This window comes from Stenotrophomonas sp. WZN-1, assembly GCF_002192255.1.
Classification (GTDB): domain Bacteria; phylum Pseudomonadota; class Gammaproteobacteria; order Xanthomonadales; family Xanthomonadaceae; genus Stenotrophomonas.
Genome location: NZ_CP021768.1, coordinates 101,816 through 124,050 on the forward strand (window position 1 = coordinate 101,816; position 22,235 = coordinate 124,050).

The following is a 22,235-nucleotide window of genomic DNA, read 5'->3' on the forward strand; positions in this document are numbered from 1 at the left end:
GGCCGACCCCGCCTGGACGCCGCCCTGATGTCGAGCAAGCCGTATTCAGAAGCCTGCGAGCGCAACCGCGAACCGATCGCCGCCGCACTCGACCCGTGGATGGGCGACCGCCATCGGCTGCTGGAAATCGGCAGCGGTACCGGCCAGCACGCGGCCTTCTTCGCCGAGCGTTGGCCGTGGTTGCGCTGGCAGCCCAGCGACCATCCGGACCATCTTCCGGGCATCGAGGCCTGGCGCGCCGAGGCGGCGCTGCTGAACCTGCTGCCGCCGATGGCACTGCAGGTGGAGCTGCCGCCAGCGACCGGCCTGAGCCTGCCGGAAGGCAGCATGTTCGACGCCGCATTCAGTGCCAACACACTGCACATCATGAGCTGGGAGCACGTGCAGGCGCTGTTCGCCGCGCTGCCACCGGTGCTGCGGCATGGTGCGCTGCTGGCGGTGTACGGCCCGTTCAACTACGGTGGCCGCTACACCAGCGACAGCAACGCGCAGTTCGATGCCTGGCTGACGGCGCGCGATCCGCGCAGCGGCATCCGCGATAGCGAAGCGGTGCAGGCGCTGGCCGCCGACAGCGGGTTTACCCGCCTGGGGGATCTGGCCATGCCGGCCAACAACCGGTTGCTGCTGTGGCGGCTGGGGTGATCAGGCGTCCGGTGCCATGCTGGAAAGGCGTGCCGCCGCATCACGCAGTCCCTGGAAAATAGGTCCGGACACGTTGGAAGGGAAATCATCCGGGAGCTGACGCGTGACCTGTTCGATGGCAGGTTCTACGGTCTCCAGCAGTGTCTCGATCCATGGTTCTGCGCCATCGCTTACACCGCAGGCGCGAGCTGTTTCGTTCCAATGCCGTCGTCGAATGTCCAGCAGCCTGCGGTGTCGATTCCGTCCATTGATACTCATTGCGAGCTTCGCATCACGAGGCTCCAGTTGGCCGGGGCCGCGGCCGAGAATGGGGTAGACCGAAATCACGTCATAGATAGGAGTCAATCTGAAGCGGCCGCCAGCTTCAATGTGAACGCTGAAGTTCTTGGCATGGCCATCGGTTGCAGCCAACATCCAGAAAAGAATCTGCGTCTTGAAGAAGGTCGCGCGATCCTCGGAATGCTCGGATTGTCGAAGCAGATCCATGATGGCCACGATCCCTGGGCCACCATCGGATTCATATTTCTTGGCAGCGGGCAGACCAAAGACCTGGCACATGTCTTCCTGCGGCAGCCGCAGCCACCATCGGCGGTCCGCAGAAAGACGGCGGTCGAATCGCTCGACAATGAGCGCGCGTTGGTCCTGGAAACGTCCCATCTGCGTCTCTGCAACGGGAATTCCGCAGGCGGAAAGCAGATGCATGCACAGCCACTCGTTCTCGACTGACTGGTGCATGTCTGCCCTCATGTTACCGACCAGGCCTAGGGGCAACTTGAAGATATGAGTAGAGGGCGTGCTGCCGATTGGAATGCACCACTGACCCTCGTGCAGAAGTAGCCCTGTCTTCTCCTGCGCACCGGCGATAGAGATTCGAAACTCGTCACTCGGATGGTGTCTTGATCCTGGCAGGGCGGGTGCAGTAACTCCTCGCAGGATGGCCGCAACTTCGCCCTCATCCAATGGTTGGAATTGGATGCTCTGCAGATCGTTGGGTGTGGCTGCATCGGGTAGCAGCTGCACTGCGCCAACGCAATCCCGACCGATGGCCTCAAGAAGGTCAAAGGTTCCCGCTGAGCGGGTTGAAAAGCGATCACGTAGCCTGCTTCTGATCTCGCTATTGTCAGGAAGAAGGTTGTCGAAGTAGTCGACAACTTTCTGTCCACGGTGACTTTCACCAAGTGGCAGCAATGGGAGTGAGAGGGAAAGAGGGCGTGGCGAACCAGACTCAAGCCAGTTCTGGGTATAGGTAAGGCGCGGAGAGCTGTTCCAGTTCTGCTGCCATTTCGCTACCTCTACACCATTCATCCAGATCGTTAGCTCACTCATCGCTACCATTCCATATCTTGAGTGTTCGAGCGCTCCGCCCCCTGTTGTAGAGTCACCTCGATCCCTAGTACCGCCCACACCTTCATCAGGCGCCCAAACGAAGCTGTTTCTGGTTCGTGCTCGAGAGCTGTCACTGCTTGGCGGCTGATACCAAGTTGTTTGCCAAGTTCTGTTTGCGTCAGGCCCGCCTGCTTGCGAAACGCTTTCATGAGGGAGCCCAACTGTTGGGGAGTTCGGACAACAAACTTGACGGCCACAGAGCTTTCTCCTTCATCGGCGATCCGCTGGTTGGGCGAGCGCGGATGGTATGCGCCCCGATACAAGCCCTTCCGCTGCAAACGAGTCAGTTACCCTGCGCTCGACGATAGCAACCCATAGGTTGCTTTTTTTGTAAGGCAACCTATAGGTTTCTTACTTAAAATGCAACCCATAGGTTTCTTATTTAAAATGCAACCTATAGGTTTCCTATCTGAAATGCAATCTATAGGTTTCTTATTTGAAATGCAACTTATAAGTTGCACTCCCACTTCTTGTGTCCTTTCTCAAGCCACCTGCACGATATGCAGCGCCTTCGGGTTGCGCCACTGCGCCAGCAGGGCGGCTTCGCGCGCCTTGGCCTGCTCGACATGCGCTTCCTTGACGTGGCCGAAGCCGCGGATGTGCTCGGGTACGCTGGCGATTTCCACCGCCAGCGCCAGGCGGTCGTCATCCAGGCCGTCCAGCAGCACCTGCACGGTGGCCTCGTAATCGCCGATCAGCTTGCGCTCCATGCGGCGTTCCGCGGTGCGCCCGAACGCGTCGAAGCGGCCGCCACGCAGGAACTTCAGCCTGGCCAGCAGGCCGAAGGCCTTGAACATCCACGGGCCGTATTCCTTCTTCAGCAGCCGGCCCTGCTCGTCCTTCCTGGCGAACAGCGGCGGCGCCAGGTGGAAGCGCAGCTGGTAATCGCCCTCGAACTGCTGCTGCAGGCGGCGCTGGAAGTCGCCGCTGGTATACAGGCGGGCCACTTCGTACTCGTCCTTGTACGCCATCAGCTTGAACAGGTAACGGGCCACGGTCTCGGTCAGCGCGGTGGAACCGCCGATGCGGTCGGCTTCGGCGGCGCGCACGCGCTCGACCAGGCTGCGGTAGCGGTTGGCGTAGGCAGCGTCCTGGTACTCGACCAGGAAGGCGGCGCGGCGCTCGATCATTTCATCCAGCGAGCGCGACAGGCGGGCGTCGTCCAACGGCAGGAACGCAACATCGCCACCGTGCGAAGGCAGGCCACGCAGTTCGCGTTCGTCGCCGGTGTTGCGCGGCGCCGCAGTGGCGCCCCATTCGTTGCCCTCCCACTCGCCCGGCGGCAGCGGATGCAGCGGGCCCGGGGTGGATTCGGTATCGGTATGGCGGTTGCGCACCAGGCCGGCGGCCTGCTGCACGGCCTGCGGGTCGACCACGGCCAGGCGGCCCCAGGCGAAGGCCTGCTGGTTCATCGCCACGGCGGCGCCGTTGAGCTCGATGGCGCGCATCAGTGAATCGAACGACAGCGGCACCAGGCCCTGCTGCCAGGCGTAGCCGAGGATGAACAGGTTGGCGGCGATCGCATCGCCCAGCAGCGCGGTGGCCAGCTGGGTGGCATCCAGCAGCAGCGGTTCCTGGCCGCCCAGTGCCACGCGCACACCGGCCACGATGTCGGCGGCGGGGAACTGCATGTCCGGGCGGGTGGTGAAGGTGCCGGGCATCGCTTCATAGGTGTTCAGTACCACCTGCGAACGGCCGGCGCGCACCTTCGACAGCGCCCAGTAATCGTTGACCACCACCATGTCGCAGCCCAGCACCAGGTCGGCCTCGCCGGCGGCGATGCGCACGGCGTGGATGTCTTCGGGACGACGGGCAATGCGGATGTGGGTGGTCACCGCGCCGCCCTTCTGTGCCAGGCCGGTCTGGTCGAGCACGGTCGCGCCCTTGCCTTCCAGGTGGCCGGCCATGCCCAGCAGCGCACCGATGGTCACCACGCCGGTACCGCCGACGCCGGTGATCAGGATGTTCCAGGGCTGCTCCAGGGTGCCGCGGAGGGTCGGTGCCGGCAGGTTGTCCAGCAGCGTGGACGCATCGCGCTTGCTGCCCTTGCGCGGCTGTCCACCGTGCACGGTGACGAAGCTCGGGCAGAAGCCGTTCACGCAGGAGTAGTCCTTGTTGCAGTTGGACTGGTCGATCTCGCGCTTGCGCCCGAACTCGGTTTCCTTCGGCAGCACCGACACGCAGAAGCTCTTCTTGCCGCAGTCGCCGCAGCCTTCGCAGACCAGTGAGTTGATCAGCACGCGCTTCTGCGGATCTTCCAGCTTGCCGCGCTTGCGGCGGCGGCGCTTCTCGGTGGCACAGGTCTGTTCGTAGATCAGGATCGAAACACCCTTCACCTCGCGCAGGCGCTTCTGCACCGCATCCAGTTCGCTGCGGTCATGGAACTCGACATCGCTGGGGAAGTGCTCGCGCTGGCCGGTCCACTTGCTGATGTTGTCCGACAGCACCACGATGGTGTGGATGCCCTCGGCACGCATCTGCTTTGCGATATCCGGCACGCTCAGCGGGCCGTCCACCGGCTGGCCGCCGGTCATCGCCACCGCATCGTTGTAGAGGATCTTGTAGGTGATGTTGACACCGGCCGCGACTGCCTGGCGGATCGCCAGCGAACCGCTGTGGAAGTAGGTGCCGTCGCCGAGGTTCTGGAACACGTGCGGGGTATCGGTGAACGGCGCCTGCCCGGCCCAGGTCACGCCTTCGCCGCCCATGTGGGTGAAGGTGTCGGTGCTGCGGTCCATCCAGGTCACCATGTAATGGCAACCGATGCCAGCCAGCGCACGCGAGCCCTCCGGCACGTTGGTGGAGGTGTTGTGCGGGCAGCCGGAGCAGTAGTGCGGCACGCGCGGGAAGCTGGCGCGCGGCAACGCAAGCTCGGCTTCCTTCTCCTGCATCCACTGCAGGCGCTGCTCGATCGATTCGTTGTTGAAGAACTTCTGGATGCGGCGGCCGATCACACCGGCAATGGTGGCCGGGGTCAGTTCGCCGGTGGACGGCAGGATCCACTCGCCGCTCTCGTCGTACTTGCCGACGATCGACGGACGCTGGCCCCAGCTGGCCGGCCAGTTGAAGAACTGTTCCTTCATCTGGCGCTCGATGAAGGCACGCTTCTCCTCCACCACGATGATGTCTTCCAGGCCCTGCGCGAAGCGCGCGATGCCCTGCGGCTCCAGCGGCCAGGTCATGCCGACCTTGTACACGCGGATGCCGATGTCGGCGCACGCCGCTTCATCCAGGCCCAGGTATTCCAGCGCCTGCAGCACGTCCAGGTAGCTCTTGCCGGTGGTGACGATGCCCAGCCGCGCGCGCGGCGCGTCCATCACCACCTTGTCGATGCCGTTGGCGCGGGCGAATGCCTGTGCGGCCTTCACCGCATAGCGGTGCAGGCGCATTTCCTGGTCCAGCGGCGGGTCCGGCCAGCGGATGTTGAGGCCGCCCGAGGGCATTTCGAAGTCTTCCGGCAGCACGATGCGGCGCGCCATCGGGTCGACCTCGACCGAGGCCGACGATTCCACCGTCTCGGCGATGGTCTTGAAGCCGACCCAGCGGCCGGTATAGCGGCTCATTGCCCAGCCCAGCAGGCCCATGTCGAGGATGTCCTGCACGCCGGCCGGATTCAGCACCGGCATCATCGCGCTGACGAACTCGTCCTCGCTGCCATGCGGCAGGGTTGAACTGCGGCAGGCGTGGTCATCGGCGGCCAGCGCCAGCACGCCGCCGTAGCGCGAGGTGCCGGCGGCATTGGCGTGCTTGAACACGTCGCCGCAGCGGTCCACGCCCGGGCCCTTGCCGTACCACATGCCGAACACGCCCTGCACGTTGGCGCCGGGGAACAGGTTGGTCTGCTGGGTGCCCCACACCATGGTGGCGCCCAGGTCCTCGTTCAGGCCGGGGGTGAACTTCACCTTGGCCGCGTCCAGGTGCTTGCGCGCGCGCCACAGTTCCAGATCGAAGCCGCCCAGCGGGCTGCCACGGTAGCCACTGACGAAGCCGGCGCTGTCGATGCCTTCGTGCGCGTCGCGCAGCCGCTGCATCAACGGCAGTTTCACCAGCGCCTGCACGCCACTCAGGTAGATCCGCCCCTCGTTGCGGGTGTACTTGTGGTCGAGCGTGTAGTCACGGTCGATCAGGTCGGCGGAAGAGGGCGAAGTGAGTTGCGCGGTACTGGTCATGGCTGGCCCGGTCAGGATCGGCTGGCACCGGCCGCGTGCGGGCACGCGGCGGGAAAGGCGCGAATTGTAGCAGTGGGGCCCTTCCGCCCCGGCACTCGCGCGGGCGGCCATGCTGCGGTTAGGATCAGGGAGAGAGAGGGAGGCTGCGGTTGCGGCCTGGGGAGAAGGGATGTCAGTTGCAGGAAAGATCCTGGGCAGCATGTTGCTGGTCTCGGGAACGGCCCCGGTGTGGGCCGCGCCGGCGGTGCCGGCACCACAGGAGTTCTACTTCGACAGCGATGCGGCCGCCGTGCCCATGATCGTGGTCCAGTCCGACGGGGATGCGCTGGTGGCGCAGCTGCTCAAGCAGCGCGAGCGCGGCCGGCGTACCGTGGAGGCCACCGTGCAGCTGGCGTCGGTGGCCATTGCCCAGGGCCGCACCGAACTGGGCGAACAGCTGTATCGCGAAGCGCTGAAGGATGCGCCGGTGCAGGGCAGCCTGGGCCGTGGCGTGCGCTGGAACTACGGCTGGGACCTGCTGCGTCAGGGCCAGCCCGAGGCAGCGCTGGAGCAATGGCAGGCCGCCGCCGGCGGTTCGCTGAGCAAGCCGGGCTGGTTGCCACCCACCTATGCGCTGGCGTTGTGGCGGGCCGGGCAGAAGCAGGAGGCGGTGCAGTGGTATGCCGCAGCGGTGCGTACCGAGCCGACGCAATGGAGCGACAGCAGCCGTTATGCGGAATTGTTGCCGTTGTGGCGTGACGACGAGCGGGCCTCGCTGGCGGAAGTGCAGCAGGCCTGGGCGGCCGCCCCGCCGGCCTGGCCCTGAGGGAAGGGGTTCGGCCGGGTTGCACCCGGCACCCGCAGAGGCAACAGCCGAAGCAACAGCCGAAGCAACAGCCGAAGCAACAGCCGAAGCAACAGCAACAGCGGGCAATCCGCGGGATGGCGGGGCGGTGTGGGTTGGCAGGACACGCCGTAAACCCGTCCCTGGGGGCTCGATGGCGCCATCCATGGCGCCAACGGTCCTGCCAACCCACACCGCCCCACTTCTGACGGTTCGACGCTGCTGTTGGTAGGTGTCGACCTTGCTCGACACGGTAGATCCACGCCATGCGTGGATGAATCTGCATCGGAATCGATTTTTCGATATCTGAGCGAAGCGCAGTCGAGCGTGGGCTCGGCTCTACAAAGAGCGGCCAGCCAAGCGCTTTTGCTTTTGCTTCTGCTTTTCTTCTTTCTTTTCCGTGGCGGACGCACTCGGAAATTGTCAGAGGCCGGGCGGGGTGGGTTCGCGGGGGTGTCCGCGGCATGGATGCCGCGGCCAAGCCCCCATGGACGGGTTCACGGCGTCCCCTGCGAATCCACCCCGCCCGGCCAAGCGCGGCGTCTGATGTTCGCGGCCAACCAACAGCCACGAGGGGCTGCGCCGTTCGCTGGAAACCCCTCAATCGTCCGCGGACACCGTGCGCCCCGACGCCCATGCCCGCAGTGCCTCCACCTGCTCGGCCATCAGCACCGACAGCGGCCGCGTCGCACGGATCTCGTTCATCAGCAGCTCGGTATCCAGCGGCCGGCCTTCGGCGTGTGCCGCATACAGCCCGGCCACGATCGCCTGCTCGATCTCGGCGCCGGAAAAACCATTCGCCGCCGCCGCCAGCGCCGGCAGCGCGAAGTCGTCGCCATTGAGCTGGCGTCGCCCCAGGTGCAGCCGCAGCAGTTCCACGCGTACCTCCGGGGTGGGCAGGTCGACGAAGAAGATCTCGTCGAAGCGGCCCTTGCGCAGCAGTTCGGCGGGCAGCTCGTGCACCTGGTTGGCCGTGGCGACGATGAAGACCGGCGCCTTGCGCTCGGCCATCCAGGTCAGCAGGTAGCCGAGCACGCGGCGCGATACGCCACCGTCCTCGCCACCGCTGGCCAGGCCCTTCTCGATCTCGTCCATCCACAACACGCAGGGCGCCAGCTGCTCGGCCGAGGCCAGCGCCTGGCGCAGGTTGGCCTCGGTCTCGCCGTGGTACTTGTTGTACAGCGCGCCCACGTCCAGGCGCAGCAGCGGTACGCCGAAGCCGGCGGCGGTGGCCTTGGCCAGCATCGATTTGCCGCAGCCCTGCACGCCCAGCAGCAGCATGCCGCGCGGCGGGTCCAGGCCGGCCGGTGCCGAGCCGGCGATGAACGCCACCCGGCGCTGGCTGATCCAGCGCTTGAGCCGGTTGGCACCGGCCACGTCGCCGAAGCGCGCACTGTCATGCTCGAAGAACAGGTGGCCGCTGCGGTTGAGCAGCTCGAACTTCAGCCGTGCCAGCTGCGGCAGGTCGTCGTCGCGCAGCGCGCCGTCGGCGTAGATCAGCTGGCGGGCGATGCGGCGGGCATCGACCAGGCTCAGGCCCTGCAGGTTCTTCAGGATCTTCTTCACTGCCTCGCTGTCGACCTCGACGCGGCGGCCGCCGTGTTCGCGCGCATAGGCGTCGGCCTCCTCGCGCAGCATCTTCAGCAGGGCGTTGGCATCGGGCAGGCGCGGGTTGAAGCGCACCGCCAGTGCTTCCAGCTCGGCTGGCAGCTCGACCTTGGCGCCGATCAGCACCAGCACGTGCGGCTCGCTGTGGCGGCGCTGGATCAGGTCGCGCAGCGCGCGCTGGTGGCTGGCGTAGCCCAGGTAGGGGTGGAAATCGAGCAGCAGGTAGACGCCACGCTGGTCGGCCTGGCGGATCATCTGCAGCGCGGCGCTGGCATCGGGCGGGCCGACCGGCGGATCCTCGCGGTCCAGGTCGATGCGACGCAGGCCCTCGGTGATGGACCAGCGGTGCAGGGCCCGCCACACGTGCATCAGCGTCTGCCGGAACAGCTCGACGATGCGACCCTCATCCTGGGTCTCGATCACGATCAGGGGGGTGTTGGCGCGGATCAGTGCGCTCAGGTCCTGCAGTTCGCTCATGCCGGTTCGATCCTTCGGGGGCGCCACGATAGCAAAGGCGATGGCCACTGGTTCAGCACGGCGCTACCTCCCGTCACCACCGCCGGTGTACGCTCGGGGCACGTACCCGGAAGCGAGGCTGGCATGAAGACGATCCTGGTGGCCGGTTCCAAGGGCGGGGTGGGCAAGACCACCGTCGCCACCCACCTGGCCGCGTACGCGGCATTGCAGGGCAAGGCCACGGTGATCGCCGATGCCGACCCGCAGGGTTCCAGCACCCGCTGGGCGCAACGGCGTGCCGGGCTGGAAAGCGCGGTGCTCCCCATCGATGTGTATCGGAAGAAGCAGTGGGCGCAGAAGCTGCCCGACGGTACCGATACCGTCATCATCGATGCACCAGCCGGTGCGCTGGCCGACGATATCCCCCATTTCCTGGACGCAGCCGATGCCGTGGTGGTGCCGGTGCTGCCCTCGGCGCTGGATATCGAAGCCATTGTCGGCTTCCTCAACAGCCTGGCCCAGAACCCGCGCGTGCACAGCCGCAAGCTGCCGGTGGGGCTGGTCCTCAACCGCACCAAACCCTGGACCCAGACCTCGCAGCAGGCGCTGCAGATGCTGGGCGAGTGGCCGTACCCGGTGGTCGCGCAGCTGCGTGACAGCCAGAGCTACGTGGTCATGACCGGCCTGGGCCGCAGCCTGTTCGACTACCGCTCGGCGCAGGTGCGCGAGCACCAGGCCGACTGGGAGCCGCTGCTGTCCTGGTTGAAGCTGTAACGCTGCACGTCTCCACCCTCTTTTCATGGAAAACCGCGATGCGTGAATTGATCCTGCTGCGCCATGCCCATGCCGAACCCGCCGTTTCCGGCCAGGCCGACCTCGACCGGCCGCTGTCGCCGGTAGGGCTCGCCGAGGCCGAAGCCGCCGGCAAGTGGTTGAAGGAAAACAACCTGTTGCCCGACTGCGTGCTGTGCTCGCCGTCGCGACGCACCCGCGAGACCCTGGAAGCGGTGATGACGGCCATCGGCTATGTCGAAAAGCGCCTGGAAGACCGTATCTACGAAGCCACCCCGGGCACCCTGGCGGCGCTGGTGGACGAGCGCCGTGACCTGGACCGGGTGTTGATCGTCGGCCACAACCCGGGGCTGGAGCAGCTGGTGGCCCTGATGACCGACGGCACCAGCAGTGACTATCGCGGCATGCCGCCGGGCGGCGTGGCTGTCCTCGGTTTCCCGCGCGAGTCCTTGATCGAACCGGGCGTGGCCAGCCTGAACGCGTTCTGGTGGCCGTGATCCGATGAGCCTGGCGCGGCGCAGCCGCTTCCTGCTGCCCGCGTTGCTGGCGCTCGGCCCGGCCTGGGCCGCGGCGCCCCCACCGACCCCGTTGCCGCCCGTGTCCGCCGAAGCGCCACGGGTATTGCGCCTGGATACCCAGCGCTCGCGGATCGGCTTCGAGGTGCGCACCCGCTTCGGCCAGCGCATCGAAGGCGTGTTCCCGCACTTCGAGGGGCGCATCGAGATCCTGTCCGATGGTCGCCACCAGGTGCACCTGAAGATGTTCACCCGTTCGGTGGAGATCCCCGGCAAGCCGCGCTATACCGGCTGGATGCGTGGCGAGGAGTTCTTCGATGCCGGGCGCCATCCGGTGGTCGAGTTCGACTCGCTGCCGTACTGGCCGGAGACCGTGGAACAGGGCGGCGACATCAATGGCCGGCTGACCCTGCGCGGCGTCAGCCATCCCGAGTCGCTGCGGGTCGAGAAAGCGGAGTGCGCCCGACCCGGCTATGATTGCGACGTCGTCAGCCGCGGTACCGTGCAGCGAGGCCGGTATGGAATGGACAGCTGGCAGCTTGCCTTGAGTGACCGAGTGACTTTCGTATTGCGTGCGCGCCTGAGCGAGGCGCCGAAACCGTGAACCTCCTGCTGCGTGTACTGGCGCTGGCAACCGTGTTGCTGGGCAGCGGTTGTGCATCGCTCTCGCATGCCGAGCGTGACCGTGCCGAAGCGATCGCCGTGCAGGCGCGCTCGACCGACGTCGACTGCCAGCGCGCCGACCGCTGCGCGCAGGACTCGCCGCTGCGTGCGCTGGCCGGGCGGGCGTTCACCGAATCCACCCCGGAACAGCCGCGCCACTACGCCACCCTGCTCGACGAGGGCGAGGGCGCCCTGGTGGCGCGCCTGAACCTGCTGCGCAGCGCCACCCGCAGCATCGACCTGCAGACCTACATCTTCGACAAGGACGACAGCGCCCGGCTGGTCATCGACGAGCTGCTGGCCGCCTCGCGGCGCGGGGTGAAGGTGCGGGTGCTGATCGACCAGCTCTCGGCGATCTCCGACCTGCAGATCCTCGGCGCGCTGTCCGGCGCGCACCAGAACTTCCAGCTGCGGGTCTACAATCCGACCTTCGGCAAGGCCAGGCTGAACTACTTCGACTACGCCGGCAGCGTGCTGTGCTGCTTCCGCCGCTTCAACCAGCGCATGCACAACAAGCTGCTGGTGATCGACGATGCGATCGGCGTGGTCGGTGGCCGCAACTACCAGGACGACTATTACGACTGGGATCGCGAGTACAACTTCCGCGACCGCGACGTGATGATCGCCGGCCCGGAGGCGCGGGCGATGGCGGCCAACTTCGATGCCTTCTGGCGCGCCAGGCGCAGCGTGCCGGCCGAGCGCCTGAACGATGTCGGCCGCACCCTGCTGCGCGAGGGCGTGCCGACCCTGCCGCCGGCCAGCTTCCGCCGCCCCGAACGGGTGCAGCGGGTCAGTGCCGAAGCCAACGACATGGACTTCGTCAGCCGTTCCTTCGTCGATACCGCGTTGCCGGTGGCCTCGGTGCGCTATGTCGCCGACCTGCCGCGCAAGCACCGGCGCGAGAAGGCCGATGCGCCGCTGGCCGGACAGCACGTGACCGAGCCGCAGCTGGATGCACTGATCGCCGGCGCGCAGAAGGAAGTGATCCTGCAGACGCCATACCTGGTGCTGTCCAAGCCGGCGCAGAAGCTGTTCCGCGAGCTGCGCAAGCGCCCGCAGCCGCCGCGCGTGGTGGTGTCCAGCAACAGCCTGGCGGCTACCGACAACCCGATCGTCTATGCGCTGTCGTACAAGTACAAGCGGCGCAACATGCGCGAACTGGGCTTCAACATCTTCGAATACAAGCCGTTCCCGCTGGATGCACCGGTCGATTACCGCAACCTGCTGCCCGACCCGATCGCCGCGCCCGAAGGCGATGATGACAGCGGGCGTAACCCGCTGATCGGCGGCAGCGCTGCCGGCAGCAATGCCGGCGACGGCCGCGATGAGCCGCCGGCACCCACCGGCAAGCAGGGCCCGGTGAATCCGCGCACCGGCAGCGCCTACCAGAACGCGCGCGAGCGCCGCCGCGCGGCCGGCAGCGAGGTCGAAACGCGCCTGCTGCGCACCGAGACCCGGCCTTCGTTCCTGGGCAGCAAGGCGGTCAACAAGCCGTTGCCGGTCACCCGCAAGGGCGCGCGCATGGGCCTGCACGCCAAGTCGCTGGTGGTCGATCGCCGTATCGGCGTGGTCGGTACCCACAACTTCGATCCGCGCAGCGAGAACTACAACACCGAAGGCGCGGTGATCATCGACGACCCGGCCTTCGCCGAGCAGCTGGCCGAGAGCATCCTGCGCGACACCCATCCGCAGAACTCGTGGACGGTGGCGCCGCGGGCCAAGCCGCCGGTGCTGTCCGGGCTCAACTACAGCGTCGGCAAAGCCTCCGAAGCATTGCCGATCCTCGACTTCTGGCCGTGGCGCTATGCCACCGACTACGAGTTCAAGCCTGGCCCGGACTGCCCGCAGCCGCTGCCACGGCAGGACCCGGGCTTCCACCGCTGCTATGTCGCCGTGGGCGACTTCCCCGAGGTCAATGTCGGCCCGAAGTGGCTGCTGGTACGCATGCTGACCGCATTCGGCGCTGGCCTCGTTCCCATCCTCTGAAGGTGCCCGCATGACCCAGGTGTTCCGCGAAGCCGTTTCCCTCGAGCAGCTCAACACGCTCAGCCGCAACACCGCGATCGAGTCGCTGGGCATCGTCTTCAGCGCGGCCGGTGACGACTGGCTGCAGGCCACCATGCCGGTGGACGAGCGCACCCGCCAGCCCTACGGCATCCTGCATGGCGGCGCGTCGGTGGTGCTGGCCGAGACCCTGGGCAGCAGCGCCGGCAACCTGTGCGTGGATACGGCAAAGCAGATCTGCGTGGGCCTGGAAATCAACGCCAACCACGTGCGTGCGGTGCGTTCGGGCACGGTGACCGGCACCGCCCGCGCGCTGCACGTGGGCCGCAGCACCCAGCTGTGGGAGATCCGCATCGAGGACGAGCAGGGCCGGCTGGTGTGCATCTCGCGGCTGACCCTGGCGGTGGTGGCGGCCGGCCACGGCTGAGCCCCGGACGGACGGCGACGGCAGCGGAACCCAGCGTTCCCCGCCGATTGCCCCGGTCGATGGGTGTTATGGCCTAAATCGGCTGGCAGCGATGACGGCCCTCCGGTATCGTGCGCGGATGACTTCCCCCACTCCGGCCCCCCGCGGCGGCGTGGCGCGTGTGTGCCGTTACCTGTACCGCGTACCGCTGCTGTTGGTCCACATCGTCGTGTTCCTGCCGCTCATCCTGATTGGCATGCTTCGGCCGTGGGGCGAACTGCGCGTGGGCGAAGCGACCTTCGGTGCCAAGGTGGTCAACTGGTGGCAGGGCGGGCTGATGTGGATCTTCGGCTTCCGCCTGGTGCAGATCGGCAGGCCGTTGTCCGGTGCCGTGCTGTTCGTCGCCAACCACGTCAGCTGGGTCGACATCTGCATCCTGCACAGCCAGCGCATGATGGGCTTCGTCGCCAAGCGCGAGATCGCCAGCTGGCCGCTGGTTGGTTGGCTCGCTGCGCGCGGGCAGACCATCTTCCACCAGCGCGGCAACACCGAATCGCTCGGTGGCGTGATGCAGGTGATGGCCGATCGCCTGCGCGAAGGCAAGGCGGTGGGCGTGTTCCCGGAAGGGCGTACCCGCGGAGGCCATGAAGTGGGCCCGTTCCATGCCCGCATCTTCCAGGCCGCGGTTGAAACCGGCGTGCCGGTGCAGCCGGTGGCCCTGGTGTACGGCGTCAAGGGCGATGCGCAGACCATTGTCGCGTTCGGCCCCGGCGAGAGTTTCTTCGCCAATTTCCTGCGCCTGCTCGGTGAGCCGGCGCGGCGTGCGGAAGTGCATTTCCTGGCACCGATCGGTGCACAGGACCTGGAAGGCCGTCGGCGCATCGCGGAGACTTCGCGCGCGCGCATCGTGGCGGCCATGAGCACGCAGTGAGGCTGCGGTGGCCCTGATCCCGCCACCCGTCCCGGACGCCGGCACGCCGACGCTGCATGCGGCTGACTACCAGCCGCCGCGCTGGCTGCGCAATCCGCACCTGCAATCGATGCTCAGCTCCAGCCGCATGCGCCTGCAGCGCGGCCTGCTGCTGCTGGCCGCGACCGGCGCGATCAGTGAAGAACTGATCCTCGACGGCGGCGATGGCGTGCGCCTGCAGGGCTGGCACAGCCACGTCGAAGGCCGCGAACCCAAGGGCATGGCTCTGCTGCTGCACGGCTGGGAAGGCAGCGCCGAATCCAGCTACATGCGCATGGCGGCCGCGCGCATGCTCGAACAGGGTTTCGACGTGGTGCGGCTGAATTTCCGCGACCACGGCAATACCCATCATCTCAACCCCGGCATCTTCCACTCCAACCTGATCGACGAAGTGGTGCATGCCGCAGGCGATATCGCACAGCGCTGGCCGCAGCTGCCGCTGGTGGCGGCCGGTTATTCGCTGGGCGGCAACTTCGTGCTGCGCCTGGCCCTGCGTGCGCCGGCCGCCGGCGTGCCGCTGCTGCGCGTGGCCTCGGTATGCCCGGTGCTGGACCCGGCGCTGACCATGGAAAGCATCGAGAATGGCCCGGCGATGTACGACTGGTACTTCCGCCGCAAGTGGGCCGGTTCGCTGCGGCGCAAGCGTGATCTGTTCCCCGAACTGAGCGACTGCGACGACCGCGTGCTGAAGCTGGATATCCGCGCGTTGACCGCCTGGCTGGTCGAGCGCCACACCAGCTTCGGCTCGTTGCAGGCCTATTTCGATGGCTACTCGATTGCCGGCGATCGCCTGTCCACGCTGCAGGTGCCGGCCGACATCCTGATGGCGCAGGACGATCCGGTGATCCCGTACGCGACTTTCAGCGACTGGCAGCTGCCGCGCCAGGCGCACCTGGAAACCGCCTGCTGGGGTGGCCACTGTGGCTTCCTGGAAAACTGGCGCGGCGACGGCTTCTCCGAGCGCTGGGTGGCGCAGCGCCTGCAGCGCGTGCTGCAAGGCTGAACCGGCACGGGCGCGCAGGCCGCTACAATGCGGGTTTGCCCTTGAACCGGACCGCCATGCAAGACCAGATCATCCAAGCGTTGCGCCAGAACGAGGCCGACCAGGCCGTGCAGCTGGCCCAGGCGTGGACCCGTGATGAACCCGGCCAGGCCGAGGCCCACCGCTGGCTGGCGCTTGCGCTGCAGCAGCAGGGCAACGCCGAGGACGCGATGCAGGCCCTGCAGCAGGCGCTGCAGCTGGCCCCGGACAATGCCCAGCTGCACCTGCAGCACGCCGGCCTGCTACTGGCCCTGCGCCAGTTCGACGGCGCTGGCGAGGCACTGACGCGCACCACCGGGCTGGACCCGAACGCATTCGCCGCCTACCTGATGCAGGCCCACCTGGCGATCGGCCGCAACGATTTCGATGAAGCGCAGCGCCTGTCCACCCTGGCCTCGCGTGTCGAACCGGACCACCCGGAACTGCTGACCATCGACGGCATGATCGCGCTGCGCCGCGATGATCCCGATCGCGCGCTGACGCTGCTGTCGGCCGCCAACCAGGCCCAGCCCAACGACATTCGCGTGCTCTACGCACTGGGTTTCGCCTACCTGGGCAAGAACATGCTGGCCTTCGCCGAGCAGGCGTTCCGCCGCGTGCTGGAGCTGAACCCGACCATTGCCTCGTTGCATGGCCTGGTGGTGCAGCTGGCCATGCGCCAGGGCAACCTGGAAGCCGCCGCCGAAGCGATGCAGATCGCGCTGCAGCAGCAGGGCCTGGATACGCCGTCGATGCGCCGCCTGGCCGGCGAACTGGCACTGCGCAGCGGCCAGCCGCTGCAGGCGCTGGAGCACCTGCTGCCGTTGCTGGAGTCGCTGCCTGACGACCGCGACGTGCTGCAGCTGCTGCTGATGTCCTGGCAGCGCCTGGGCCGCGAAGACGAGGCCCGCGCCCGCCTGGATGCCGCCCTGGAGCAGCACCCGCAGCTGCACGACCTGTGGCTGGCACGCCTGGCGGTGGAAGAGGTCGGCAGTGCCACCGCCGCCGCCACGGTCGAGCGCTGGATGGACGCGATGCCGGGCCACCTGCCGGCGCTGGAAGCGCGCCTGCGCCTGCACGACATGGTGGGCGAACACACCCAGGCCGAAGCGATCGCCGAGCGCATCGTCAGCCTCGAACCGGGCCGCGTCAGCGGCGAAACCCGCCTGGTCGAAGGCCTGCTGCAGCGCGATCCGGCCGCCGCGGTCGCCCGCGTGCAGGCGCTGATCGACATGGCACCGGAAGGCCACCGCGCCGACCTGCGCACCTGGCTGGGTGAGATCCAGGATCGCGCCGGGCAGCACGAAGACGCGCTGCAGACCTGGCTGGCACTGCAGGCCGACCAGGCCTCGCAGCGCCTGCCGCTGCCGCCGCAGGCCAAGGCGCCGCCGAGCTGGCCGGACAAGGGCGAGATCGACGGCGATGCCACCTCCGCGCCGATCTTCCTGTGGGGCGCGCCGGGGTCGGGCGTGGAGCGCGTGGCGACCGGCCTGGCCGCGGCCAGCCCGGTGCTGCGCAGCGACCGCTATACCTCCAACGCACCCGACGACGCCTTCCAGAACTACCACACGCTGCAGGACCTCGCCTCCGGCGTGCTGACCCCGGAGCGGCTGGTGCAGCGCTGGCGCGAACAGCTGCCGTCGCGCGGCGTGCAGGACGACGCGGTCATCGACTGGCTGCTGTGGTGGGACAACGCGCTGTTGTGGGCGCTGCGCCCGCAGCTGCCGCAGGGCCGCCTGCTGGTGGTGCTGCGTGATCCGCGCGACATGCTGCTGGACTGGGTGGCCTACGGTGCTGCCGCGCCGCTGGCGATGACCTCGCTGGCCGAAGCCAGTGAATGGCTGGCACGCGCGCTGGCCCAGGTCGCCGCCCTGCACGAGGACGACCTGTACCCGCAGGTGCTGCTGCGCATTGACCACATCGGCAACGATCCGCAGGCGATGGCCGATCTGCTGGGCCGCCTGTTCGAGCGGCCGATGCCGCCGGCTGCGCAGCTGGGCGCGCCGCGCTTCCCGCCGGGCCACTGGCGCAACTACCGCGACGTGATGAGCGCCGCCTTCGCCAAGCTCACCCCGATCGCGGTGCGCCTGGGTTACCCGGAAGAGTGAGGACACGCCGATGCAACTGAGCAGCCACAGCCTGACCAACGGTGCACCTATTGACCGCGAATTCGCCGCCGGCGATGCCGCGGGCTTCGCACCGGACCGCAATCCGCACCTGGCCTGGAGCGACGTGCCGGAGGGCACCCGTTCGTTCCTGCTGGTGTGCGTCGATCCGGACGTGCCGACCGTGCCGGAAACGGTTGGCCGCACCGACATGAGCGTGCCGCGCGACCAGCCGCGCTGTGATTTCGTGCACTGGGTGATGGCCGATATTCCGGCCTCGGTGCAGGAGATTGCCGCTGGCAGCTGCAGCGATGGCTTCGTGGTGAAGGGCCGGGCCACCCCGGCCGGCCCGGCCGGCAGCCGCCAGGGCCTGAACGACTTCACCGGCTGGTTTGCCGGCAACCCGGACATGGCCGGCGACTACCTGGGCTACGACGGCCCGTACCCGCCGTTCAACGACGAGCGCGTGCACCGCTATTTCTTCCGTGTGTTCGCGCTGGACGTGGCCTCGCTGCGGCTGCCGGCACGCTTCACCGCTGCCGACGCCTACCGCGCCATGCACGGCCACGTGCTGGCCGAAGCCGCGCTGCATGGCACCTACACGTTGAACCCGGCGCTGGGCTGAGGCTGCATAGCGGCCGGCTCTACCCACCATGAAAAGGGCGGCCTTTCGGCCGCCCTTTTCATTCGTCCGTACCGGATACCGGCGCGAACTCCAGCACATCGCCATGCGCGTTGCGCAGCAGCAGGCGGCCACGCGCATCCAGCGCAAGCGTCATCTCTGCGCGCGCATTCACCATCGTGCCGGCGACACGTTCCTGTTCGGCCACCTCGGCCCGGATGCAGGCGGCCGTGGTGATGATGCCGCCCTCCAGAACCAGCCGGTTGCCCTGCAGGTGATAGGTGCTGCTTGACTGGTTGCACAGGTTCAACTGGCTCATGTAGCCGGGTTGAAAGCGCAGCGTGTAGGGCGGTCGACCGCGTACGAACAACGCATCGATGCGCCGGCCCTGCGCGTCGGTGGCGCGCGCCAGTTGCCACCGGTGTGCCTCGAGCTGATCGGTGCTGGGCGTGCTGGCAGCGGCCACATCCGCAGGCATGGCCAGCAGCGCAGCAACGATGAGGGCGAGGACGTGCTTCATGCCGATCTCCCGATGCATGTGGCTGGTGCCGGCCGCTGGCCGGCAACATCCGTGTGTTGGCAGTGCCCCGCAGGGCAGCCGGCCAGCGGCCGGCTCTACCCACAACGAAGAAGGGCGACCTCGCGGCCGCCCTTCAAGAGCCAGCCGACTAACAGTCGGCTCTACATCACTTCTCGATGGCCGACTCGACCACCATGTCCAGCACGTACGCCTGCGACGGCGCATCGGCCGGCGGGTTCTTCACTTCGTAGCGCTTCACGCGCACCACGTTGCGTACGCCGTCTTCGTGGGTGTAGCCCTCGATGTTGCCGTAGAAGTTCTCGAACTTGCCCGGCTCACCCTGCTTCAGGCCCTTGTCGTCGAACTTCACTTCGCGCACCTGCAGGCACTGGTAGTCCGGGATCAGCGGGTGCGAGCACTTCTCGGTCTTGGCGGCCACTTCCAGGAACACGGTTTCGCCGGCGCCGCCGTAGCGGGTTTCAGCGGTCGGCTCCGGGTTGAACACCAGCACGTCGCCCTTGGCGTTGGTCAGGGTCAGCTTGCCATCGGCATCCTGCTCGGCCTTCAGCTCGCCCTGCAGGCGGCTCGACACGGCCTCGTCCAGCGCCATCAGCGCCTTGTCGGTGCAGGCCATCAGGGTCGAGGCCATCGCCGACACGCTCAGCTTGCCGTCGGCCAGCGTGTAGCCGCCACCCATGCGGTTGCAGGTGTTGCTGACCGACAGGCGGCCATCCGCGAAGTCCAGGGTGACCGGCTTGTCTTCGCGGGCGAACAGCGCGTCGATGCGCTTGCCGTCGGCACCGGTGGCCTGCTGCAGCAGCCAGTGCTGGCTCTGCAGGCGCTGCGCATCCAGGTGCGCCAGCGTCTGCTGGTCTGCTGCCTTGGCCGCGGCCGGGGCCACGTCGTCGCCGCCGTTGCCGGCCGGGGCCGGGGTCTGGCTGCAGGCGGCCATCAGGGCCAGCGGGAGGAGCAGGGTGAGCTTGCGGTTCATGGTGATTCTCCTTGGGGAACCGTGGGGGAAACGGGGTGGGGCCGGCAACGGGGTTACCGTGCCCCGGCGCTGTTCAGCTGCCGGAGGGCAACCACAGCAGCAGCGCCGCGCCCAGCGCGATGCGGTAGATCGCGAAGGCGGTGAACCTGTGGGACTTGATGTAGCCCATCAGCCACTTCACTACGACGAAGCCGGTGACGGCCGCGGCAAGGAAGGCCACGCCCACGTCGGTCCAGTTCTCGCTGCCCAGCTGCCCGGCCTTGGCCATTTCCAGGAAGGTGTAGGCGCTGGCGGCGAACATGGTCGGGATGCCGACCAGGAACACAAACTCGGCGGCGGCGGCGCGGCGGCTCAGGCCCAGCAGCATGGCCAGGAAGATCGCCGAGGCCGAGCGCGAGGTGCCGGGGAACACACCGGCCACCACCTGTGCCAGGCCCACGCCGATCGCCACCGTCCAGGTCACCTGGTCGCGGTCGGGCAGGCGCGCGGTGTAGGCCTCCACGAGCAGCATCCAGACGCCGCCGATGATCAGTGCCCAGGCCACCGGGCTGACCGTCTCCGGCAGCGACCAGCCGGCCTTGCGCACTACCAGGCCAACCACCGCGGTGACCAGGAAGGCCGCGCCCAGCTTGAATACGTACTCGCGGTTCTCGCGCTGCCCGAAGCCGGTGGCCAGCTGCAGCAGGCGCTGGCGGAACACCAGTACCACCGCCACGATCGCGCCGGCCTGGATGACGATGTTGAAGAAGTCCGAGCGGGCACCCAGCCAGTGCTGGGCGATGAGCAGGTGGCCGGTGCTGGAGATCGGCAGGAATTCGGTCAAGCCTTCGAGGATGCCCAGCAGCAGGGCGGAGAGCAGGTCGGACATGGACGGTGCGTGCACGCGCGGCAGAAGGAAGAAGGTCGGGAGGATAGACGATCCTCGCTGCACCAAACGGGTGCGTCTGGTGACGGGTGCACCCGTTTGGTGCGCAGGGTTCTGCACCGCCCTGGGGCGCCCTTTTTGAAATCAATGACTTGCGGTCAGCGAAAAGTTGGCACGGTCGTTGCTGTACCTCAGCAGGCATTCATCCCCATCCGAGGTCGTACCGATGTCCGTGGAAAACGTAGAAAAGCTGATCAAGGACAACCAGATCGAGTTCGTCGACCTGCGTTTCGTCGACATGCGTGGTGTCGAGCAGCACGTGACCTTCCCGGTCAGCATCGTCGAGCCGTCGCTGTTTGAAGAAGGCAAGATGTTCGATGGCAGCTCGATCGCCGGCTGGAAGGGCATCGCCGAATCGGACATGGTGCTGCTGCCGGATACCGCCAGCGCCTACGTCGACCCGTTCTACGCCGATCCGACCATCGTGATCAGCTGCGACATCCTCGACCCGGCCACCATGCAGCCGTATGGCCGTTGCCCGCGCGGCATCGCCAAGCGCGCCGAGGCCTACCTGAAGTCCTCCGGCATCGCCGAAACCGCGTTCTTCGGCCCGGAGCCGGAATTCTTCATCTTCGACTCGGTCCGCTTCGCCAATGAAATGGGCCACACCTTCTTCCAGGTCGACTCAGAAGAAGCGGCGTGGAACAGCGGCGCCAAGTACGACGGCGCCAACAGCGGCTACCGTCCGGGCGTGAAGGGTGGTTACTTCCCCGTTCCGCCGACCGACACCCTGCACGACCTGCGCGCCGAGATGTGCAAGACCCTGGAACAGGTCGGCATCGAAGTGGAAGTGCAGCACCACGAAGTGGCCACCGCCGGCCAGTGCGAGATCGGCACCAAGTTCAGCACCCTGGTGCAGAAGGCCGATGAACTGCTGCGCATGAAGTACGTGATCAAGAACGTCGCGCACCGCAACGGCAAGACCGTCACCTTCATGCCCAAGCCGATCGTCGGCGACAACGGCAGCGGCATGCACGTGCACCAGTCGCTGTCCAAGGGCGGCACCAACCTGTTCTCCGGTGACGGCTACGGTGGCCTGAGCCAGCTGGCGCTGTGGTACATCGGCGGCATCTTCAAGCACGCCAAGGCCATCAACGCCTTCGCCAACTCGGGCACCAACAGCTACAAGCGCCTGGTGCCGGGCTACGAAGCACCGGTGATGCTGGCCTACTCGGCCCGTAACCGTTCGGCCTCGTGCCGCATTCCGTGGGTGTCCAACCCGAAGGCGCGCCGCATCGAAATGCGCTTCCCGGATCCGATCCAGTCCGGCTACCTCACCTTCACCGCGCTGATGATGGCCGGCCTGGACGGCATCAAGAACCAGATCGACCCGGGCGCACCGAGCGACAAGGACCTGTACGACCTGCCGCCGGAAGAAGAGAAGCTGATCCCGCAGGTCTGCTCTTCGCTGGACCAGGCGCTGGAAGCGCTGGACAAGGACCGCGAGTTTCTGAAGGCCGGCGGCGTGATGAGCGATGACTTCATCGACGGCTACATCGCGCTGAAGATGCAGGAAGTGACCAAGTTCCGCGCGGCCACCCACCCGCTGGAATACCAGCTGTACTACGCCAGCTGACCGGGGGCGATGGCGGTGGGCATCCCCCTCCCACCCGCCGC

General features: G+C 67.1%; 19 protein-coding genes. 12 read left to right on the forward strand and 7 right to left on the reverse strand.

The window, feature by feature from the left end; genetic code table 11:
• Nucleotides 1–27: 27 nt before the first annotated feature.
• The gene (locus CCR98_RS00430) at nucleotides 28–642 is read left to right on the forward strand and encodes a DUF938 domain-containing protein (RefSeq protein WP_087921099.1); all 615 of its coding nucleotides are present in this window, start codon (nucleotides 28–30) and stop codon (nucleotides 640–642) included.
• On the opposite strand, the gene CCR98_RS00435 is transcribed toward CCR98_RS00430, so the two are convergent.
• The 3 genes from CCR98_RS00435 to CCR98_RS00445 all read right to left on the reverse strand — a co-directional run bounded on the left by CCR98_RS00435 (nucleotide 643) and on the right by CCR98_RS00445 (nucleotide 6,197).
• Nucleotides 643–1,968, reverse strand: coding sequence for a type II toxin-antitoxin system HipA family toxin (locus tag CCR98_RS00435; RefSeq protein ID WP_087921100.1), 1,326 nt, complete (start codon nucleotides 1,966–1,968; stop codon nucleotides 643–645). It abuts the gene before it with no gap.
• Between the two features lie 2 nt (nucleotides 1,969–1,970).
• Nucleotides 1,971–2,225: a helix-turn-helix domain-containing protein gene (locus CCR98_RS00440; protein ID WP_232463064.1), complete on the reverse strand. Its 255-nt coding sequence runs from the start codon at nucleotides 2,223–2,225 to the stop codon at nucleotides 1,971–1,973.
• 285 nt (nucleotides 2,226–2,510) lie between these two features.
• Nucleotides 2,511–6,197 (reverse strand): indolepyruvate ferredoxin oxidoreductase family protein, encoded by a 3,687-nt coding sequence (locus tag CCR98_RS00445; protein ID WP_087921101.1) that lies wholly within the window; start codon nucleotides 6,195–6,197, stop codon nucleotides 2,511–2,513.
• Between the two features lie 169 nt (nucleotides 6,198–6,366).
• Between CCR98_RS00445 and CCR98_RS00450 the strand changes: the two genes are divergently transcribed.
• A complete protein-coding gene (locus tag CCR98_RS00450; RefSeq protein ID WP_087921102.1) occupies nucleotides 6,367–7,002 on the forward strand; it encodes a tetratricopeptide repeat protein in 636 nt (211 codons plus the stop codon).
• A 618-nt stretch (nucleotides 7,003–7,620) separates the two neighbouring features.
• Here the strand turns inward: CCR98_RS00450 and CCR98_RS00455 are convergent.
• The gene (locus CCR98_RS00455; protein WP_005420987.1) at nucleotides 7,621–9,105 is read right to left on the reverse strand and encodes an AAA family ATPase; all 1,485 of its coding nucleotides are present in this window, start codon (nucleotides 9,103–9,105) and stop codon (nucleotides 7,621–7,623) included.
• A gap of 123 nt (nucleotides 9,106–9,228) precedes the next feature.
• Between CCR98_RS00455 and CCR98_RS00460 the strand changes: the two genes are divergently transcribed.
• The 9 genes from CCR98_RS00460 (at nucleotide 9,229) to CCR98_RS00500 (ending at nucleotide 18,185) form a co-directional block, all read left to right on the forward strand.
• Nucleotides 9,229–9,858 (forward strand): ParA family protein, encoded by a 630-nt coding sequence (locus tag CCR98_RS00460; RefSeq protein ID WP_010487235.1) that lies wholly within the window; start codon nucleotides 9,229–9,231, stop codon nucleotides 9,856–9,858.
• Between the two features lie 38 nt (nucleotides 9,859–9,896).
• Entirely contained in the window at nucleotides 9,897–10,373 is a 477-nt protein-coding gene (locus CCR98_RS00465) for a histidine phosphatase family protein (protein ID WP_087921103.1), read from the forward strand.
• Nucleotides 10,374–10,377: 4 nt separating this feature from the next.
• Nucleotides 10,378–10,995 carry a YceI family protein gene (locus tag CCR98_RS00470; protein ID WP_087921104.1) on the forward strand — a complete coding sequence of 206 codons (618 nt, stop codon included), beginning with the start codon at nucleotides 10,378–10,380 and terminating at the stop codon, nucleotides 10,993–10,995.
• A complete protein-coding gene (locus CCR98_RS00475) occupies nucleotides 10,992–13,040 on the forward strand; it encodes a phospholipase D family protein (RefSeq protein WP_087921105.1) in 2,049 nt (682 codons plus the stop codon). Before CCR98_RS00470 ends, CCR98_RS00475 begins: the two co-directional genes overlap by 4 nt.
• A 10-nt stretch (nucleotides 13,041–13,050) precedes the next feature.
• Nucleotides 13,051–13,485, forward strand: coding sequence for a hotdog fold thioesterase (locus CCR98_RS00480; RefSeq protein ID WP_075675718.1), 435 nt, complete (start codon nucleotides 13,051–13,053; stop codon nucleotides 13,483–13,485).
• Between the two features lie 118 nt (nucleotides 13,486–13,603).
• A complete protein-coding gene (locus tag CCR98_RS00485) occupies nucleotides 13,604–14,395 on the forward strand; it encodes a lysophospholipid acyltransferase family protein (RefSeq protein WP_087921106.1) in 792 nt (263 codons plus the stop codon).
• Between the two features lie 52 nt (nucleotides 14,396–14,447).
• The gene (locus tag CCR98_RS00490) at nucleotides 14,448–15,437 is read left to right on the forward strand and encodes an alpha/beta fold hydrolase (protein ID WP_042359058.1); all 990 of its coding nucleotides are present in this window, start codon (nucleotides 14,448–14,450) and stop codon (nucleotides 15,435–15,437) included.
• A 56-nt stretch (nucleotides 15,438–15,493) separates the two neighbouring features.
• Nucleotides 15,494–17,563 (forward strand): tetratricopeptide repeat protein, encoded by a 2,070-nt coding sequence (locus tag CCR98_RS00495; RefSeq protein WP_087921108.1) that lies wholly within the window; start codon nucleotides 15,494–15,496, stop codon nucleotides 17,561–17,563.
• Between the two features lie 10 nt (nucleotides 17,564–17,573).
• Nucleotides 17,574–18,185 (forward strand): YbhB/YbcL family Raf kinase inhibitor-like protein, encoded by a 612-nt coding sequence (locus CCR98_RS00500; protein WP_087921109.1) that lies wholly within the window; start codon nucleotides 17,574–17,576, stop codon nucleotides 18,183–18,185.
• Between the two features lie 58 nt (nucleotides 18,186–18,243).
• On the opposite strand, the gene CCR98_RS00505 is transcribed toward CCR98_RS00500, so the two are convergent.
• The 3 genes from CCR98_RS00505 to CCR98_RS00515 form a co-directional block, all read right to left on the reverse strand.
• Nucleotides 18,244–18,702 carry an META domain-containing protein gene (locus tag CCR98_RS00505; RefSeq protein WP_087924111.1) on the reverse strand — a complete coding sequence of 153 codons (459 nt, stop codon included), beginning with the start codon at nucleotides 18,700–18,702 and terminating at the stop codon, nucleotides 18,244–18,246.
• Nucleotides 18,703–18,868: 166 nt separating this feature from the next.
• A complete protein-coding gene (locus CCR98_RS00510) occupies nucleotides 18,869–19,693 on the reverse strand; it encodes an META and DUF4377 domain-containing protein (protein WP_087921110.1) in 825 nt (274 codons plus the stop codon).
• Between the two features lie 73 nt (nucleotides 19,694–19,766).
• Complete coding sequence (locus CCR98_RS00515; protein ID WP_087921111.1) at nucleotides 19,767–20,561, reverse strand: undecaprenyl-diphosphate phosphatase; 795 nt, start codon at nucleotides 20,559–20,561, stop codon at nucleotides 19,767–19,769.
• A gap of 223 nt (nucleotides 20,562–20,784) precedes the next feature.
• On the opposite strand from CCR98_RS00515, the gene glnA reads away from it, so the two are divergent.
• Entirely contained in the window at nucleotides 20,785–22,194 is a 1,410-nt protein-coding gene (gene glnA / locus CCR98_RS00520) for a type I glutamate--ammonia ligase (protein WP_004153533.1), read from the forward strand.
• Nucleotides 22,195–22,235: the final 41 nt, after the last annotated feature.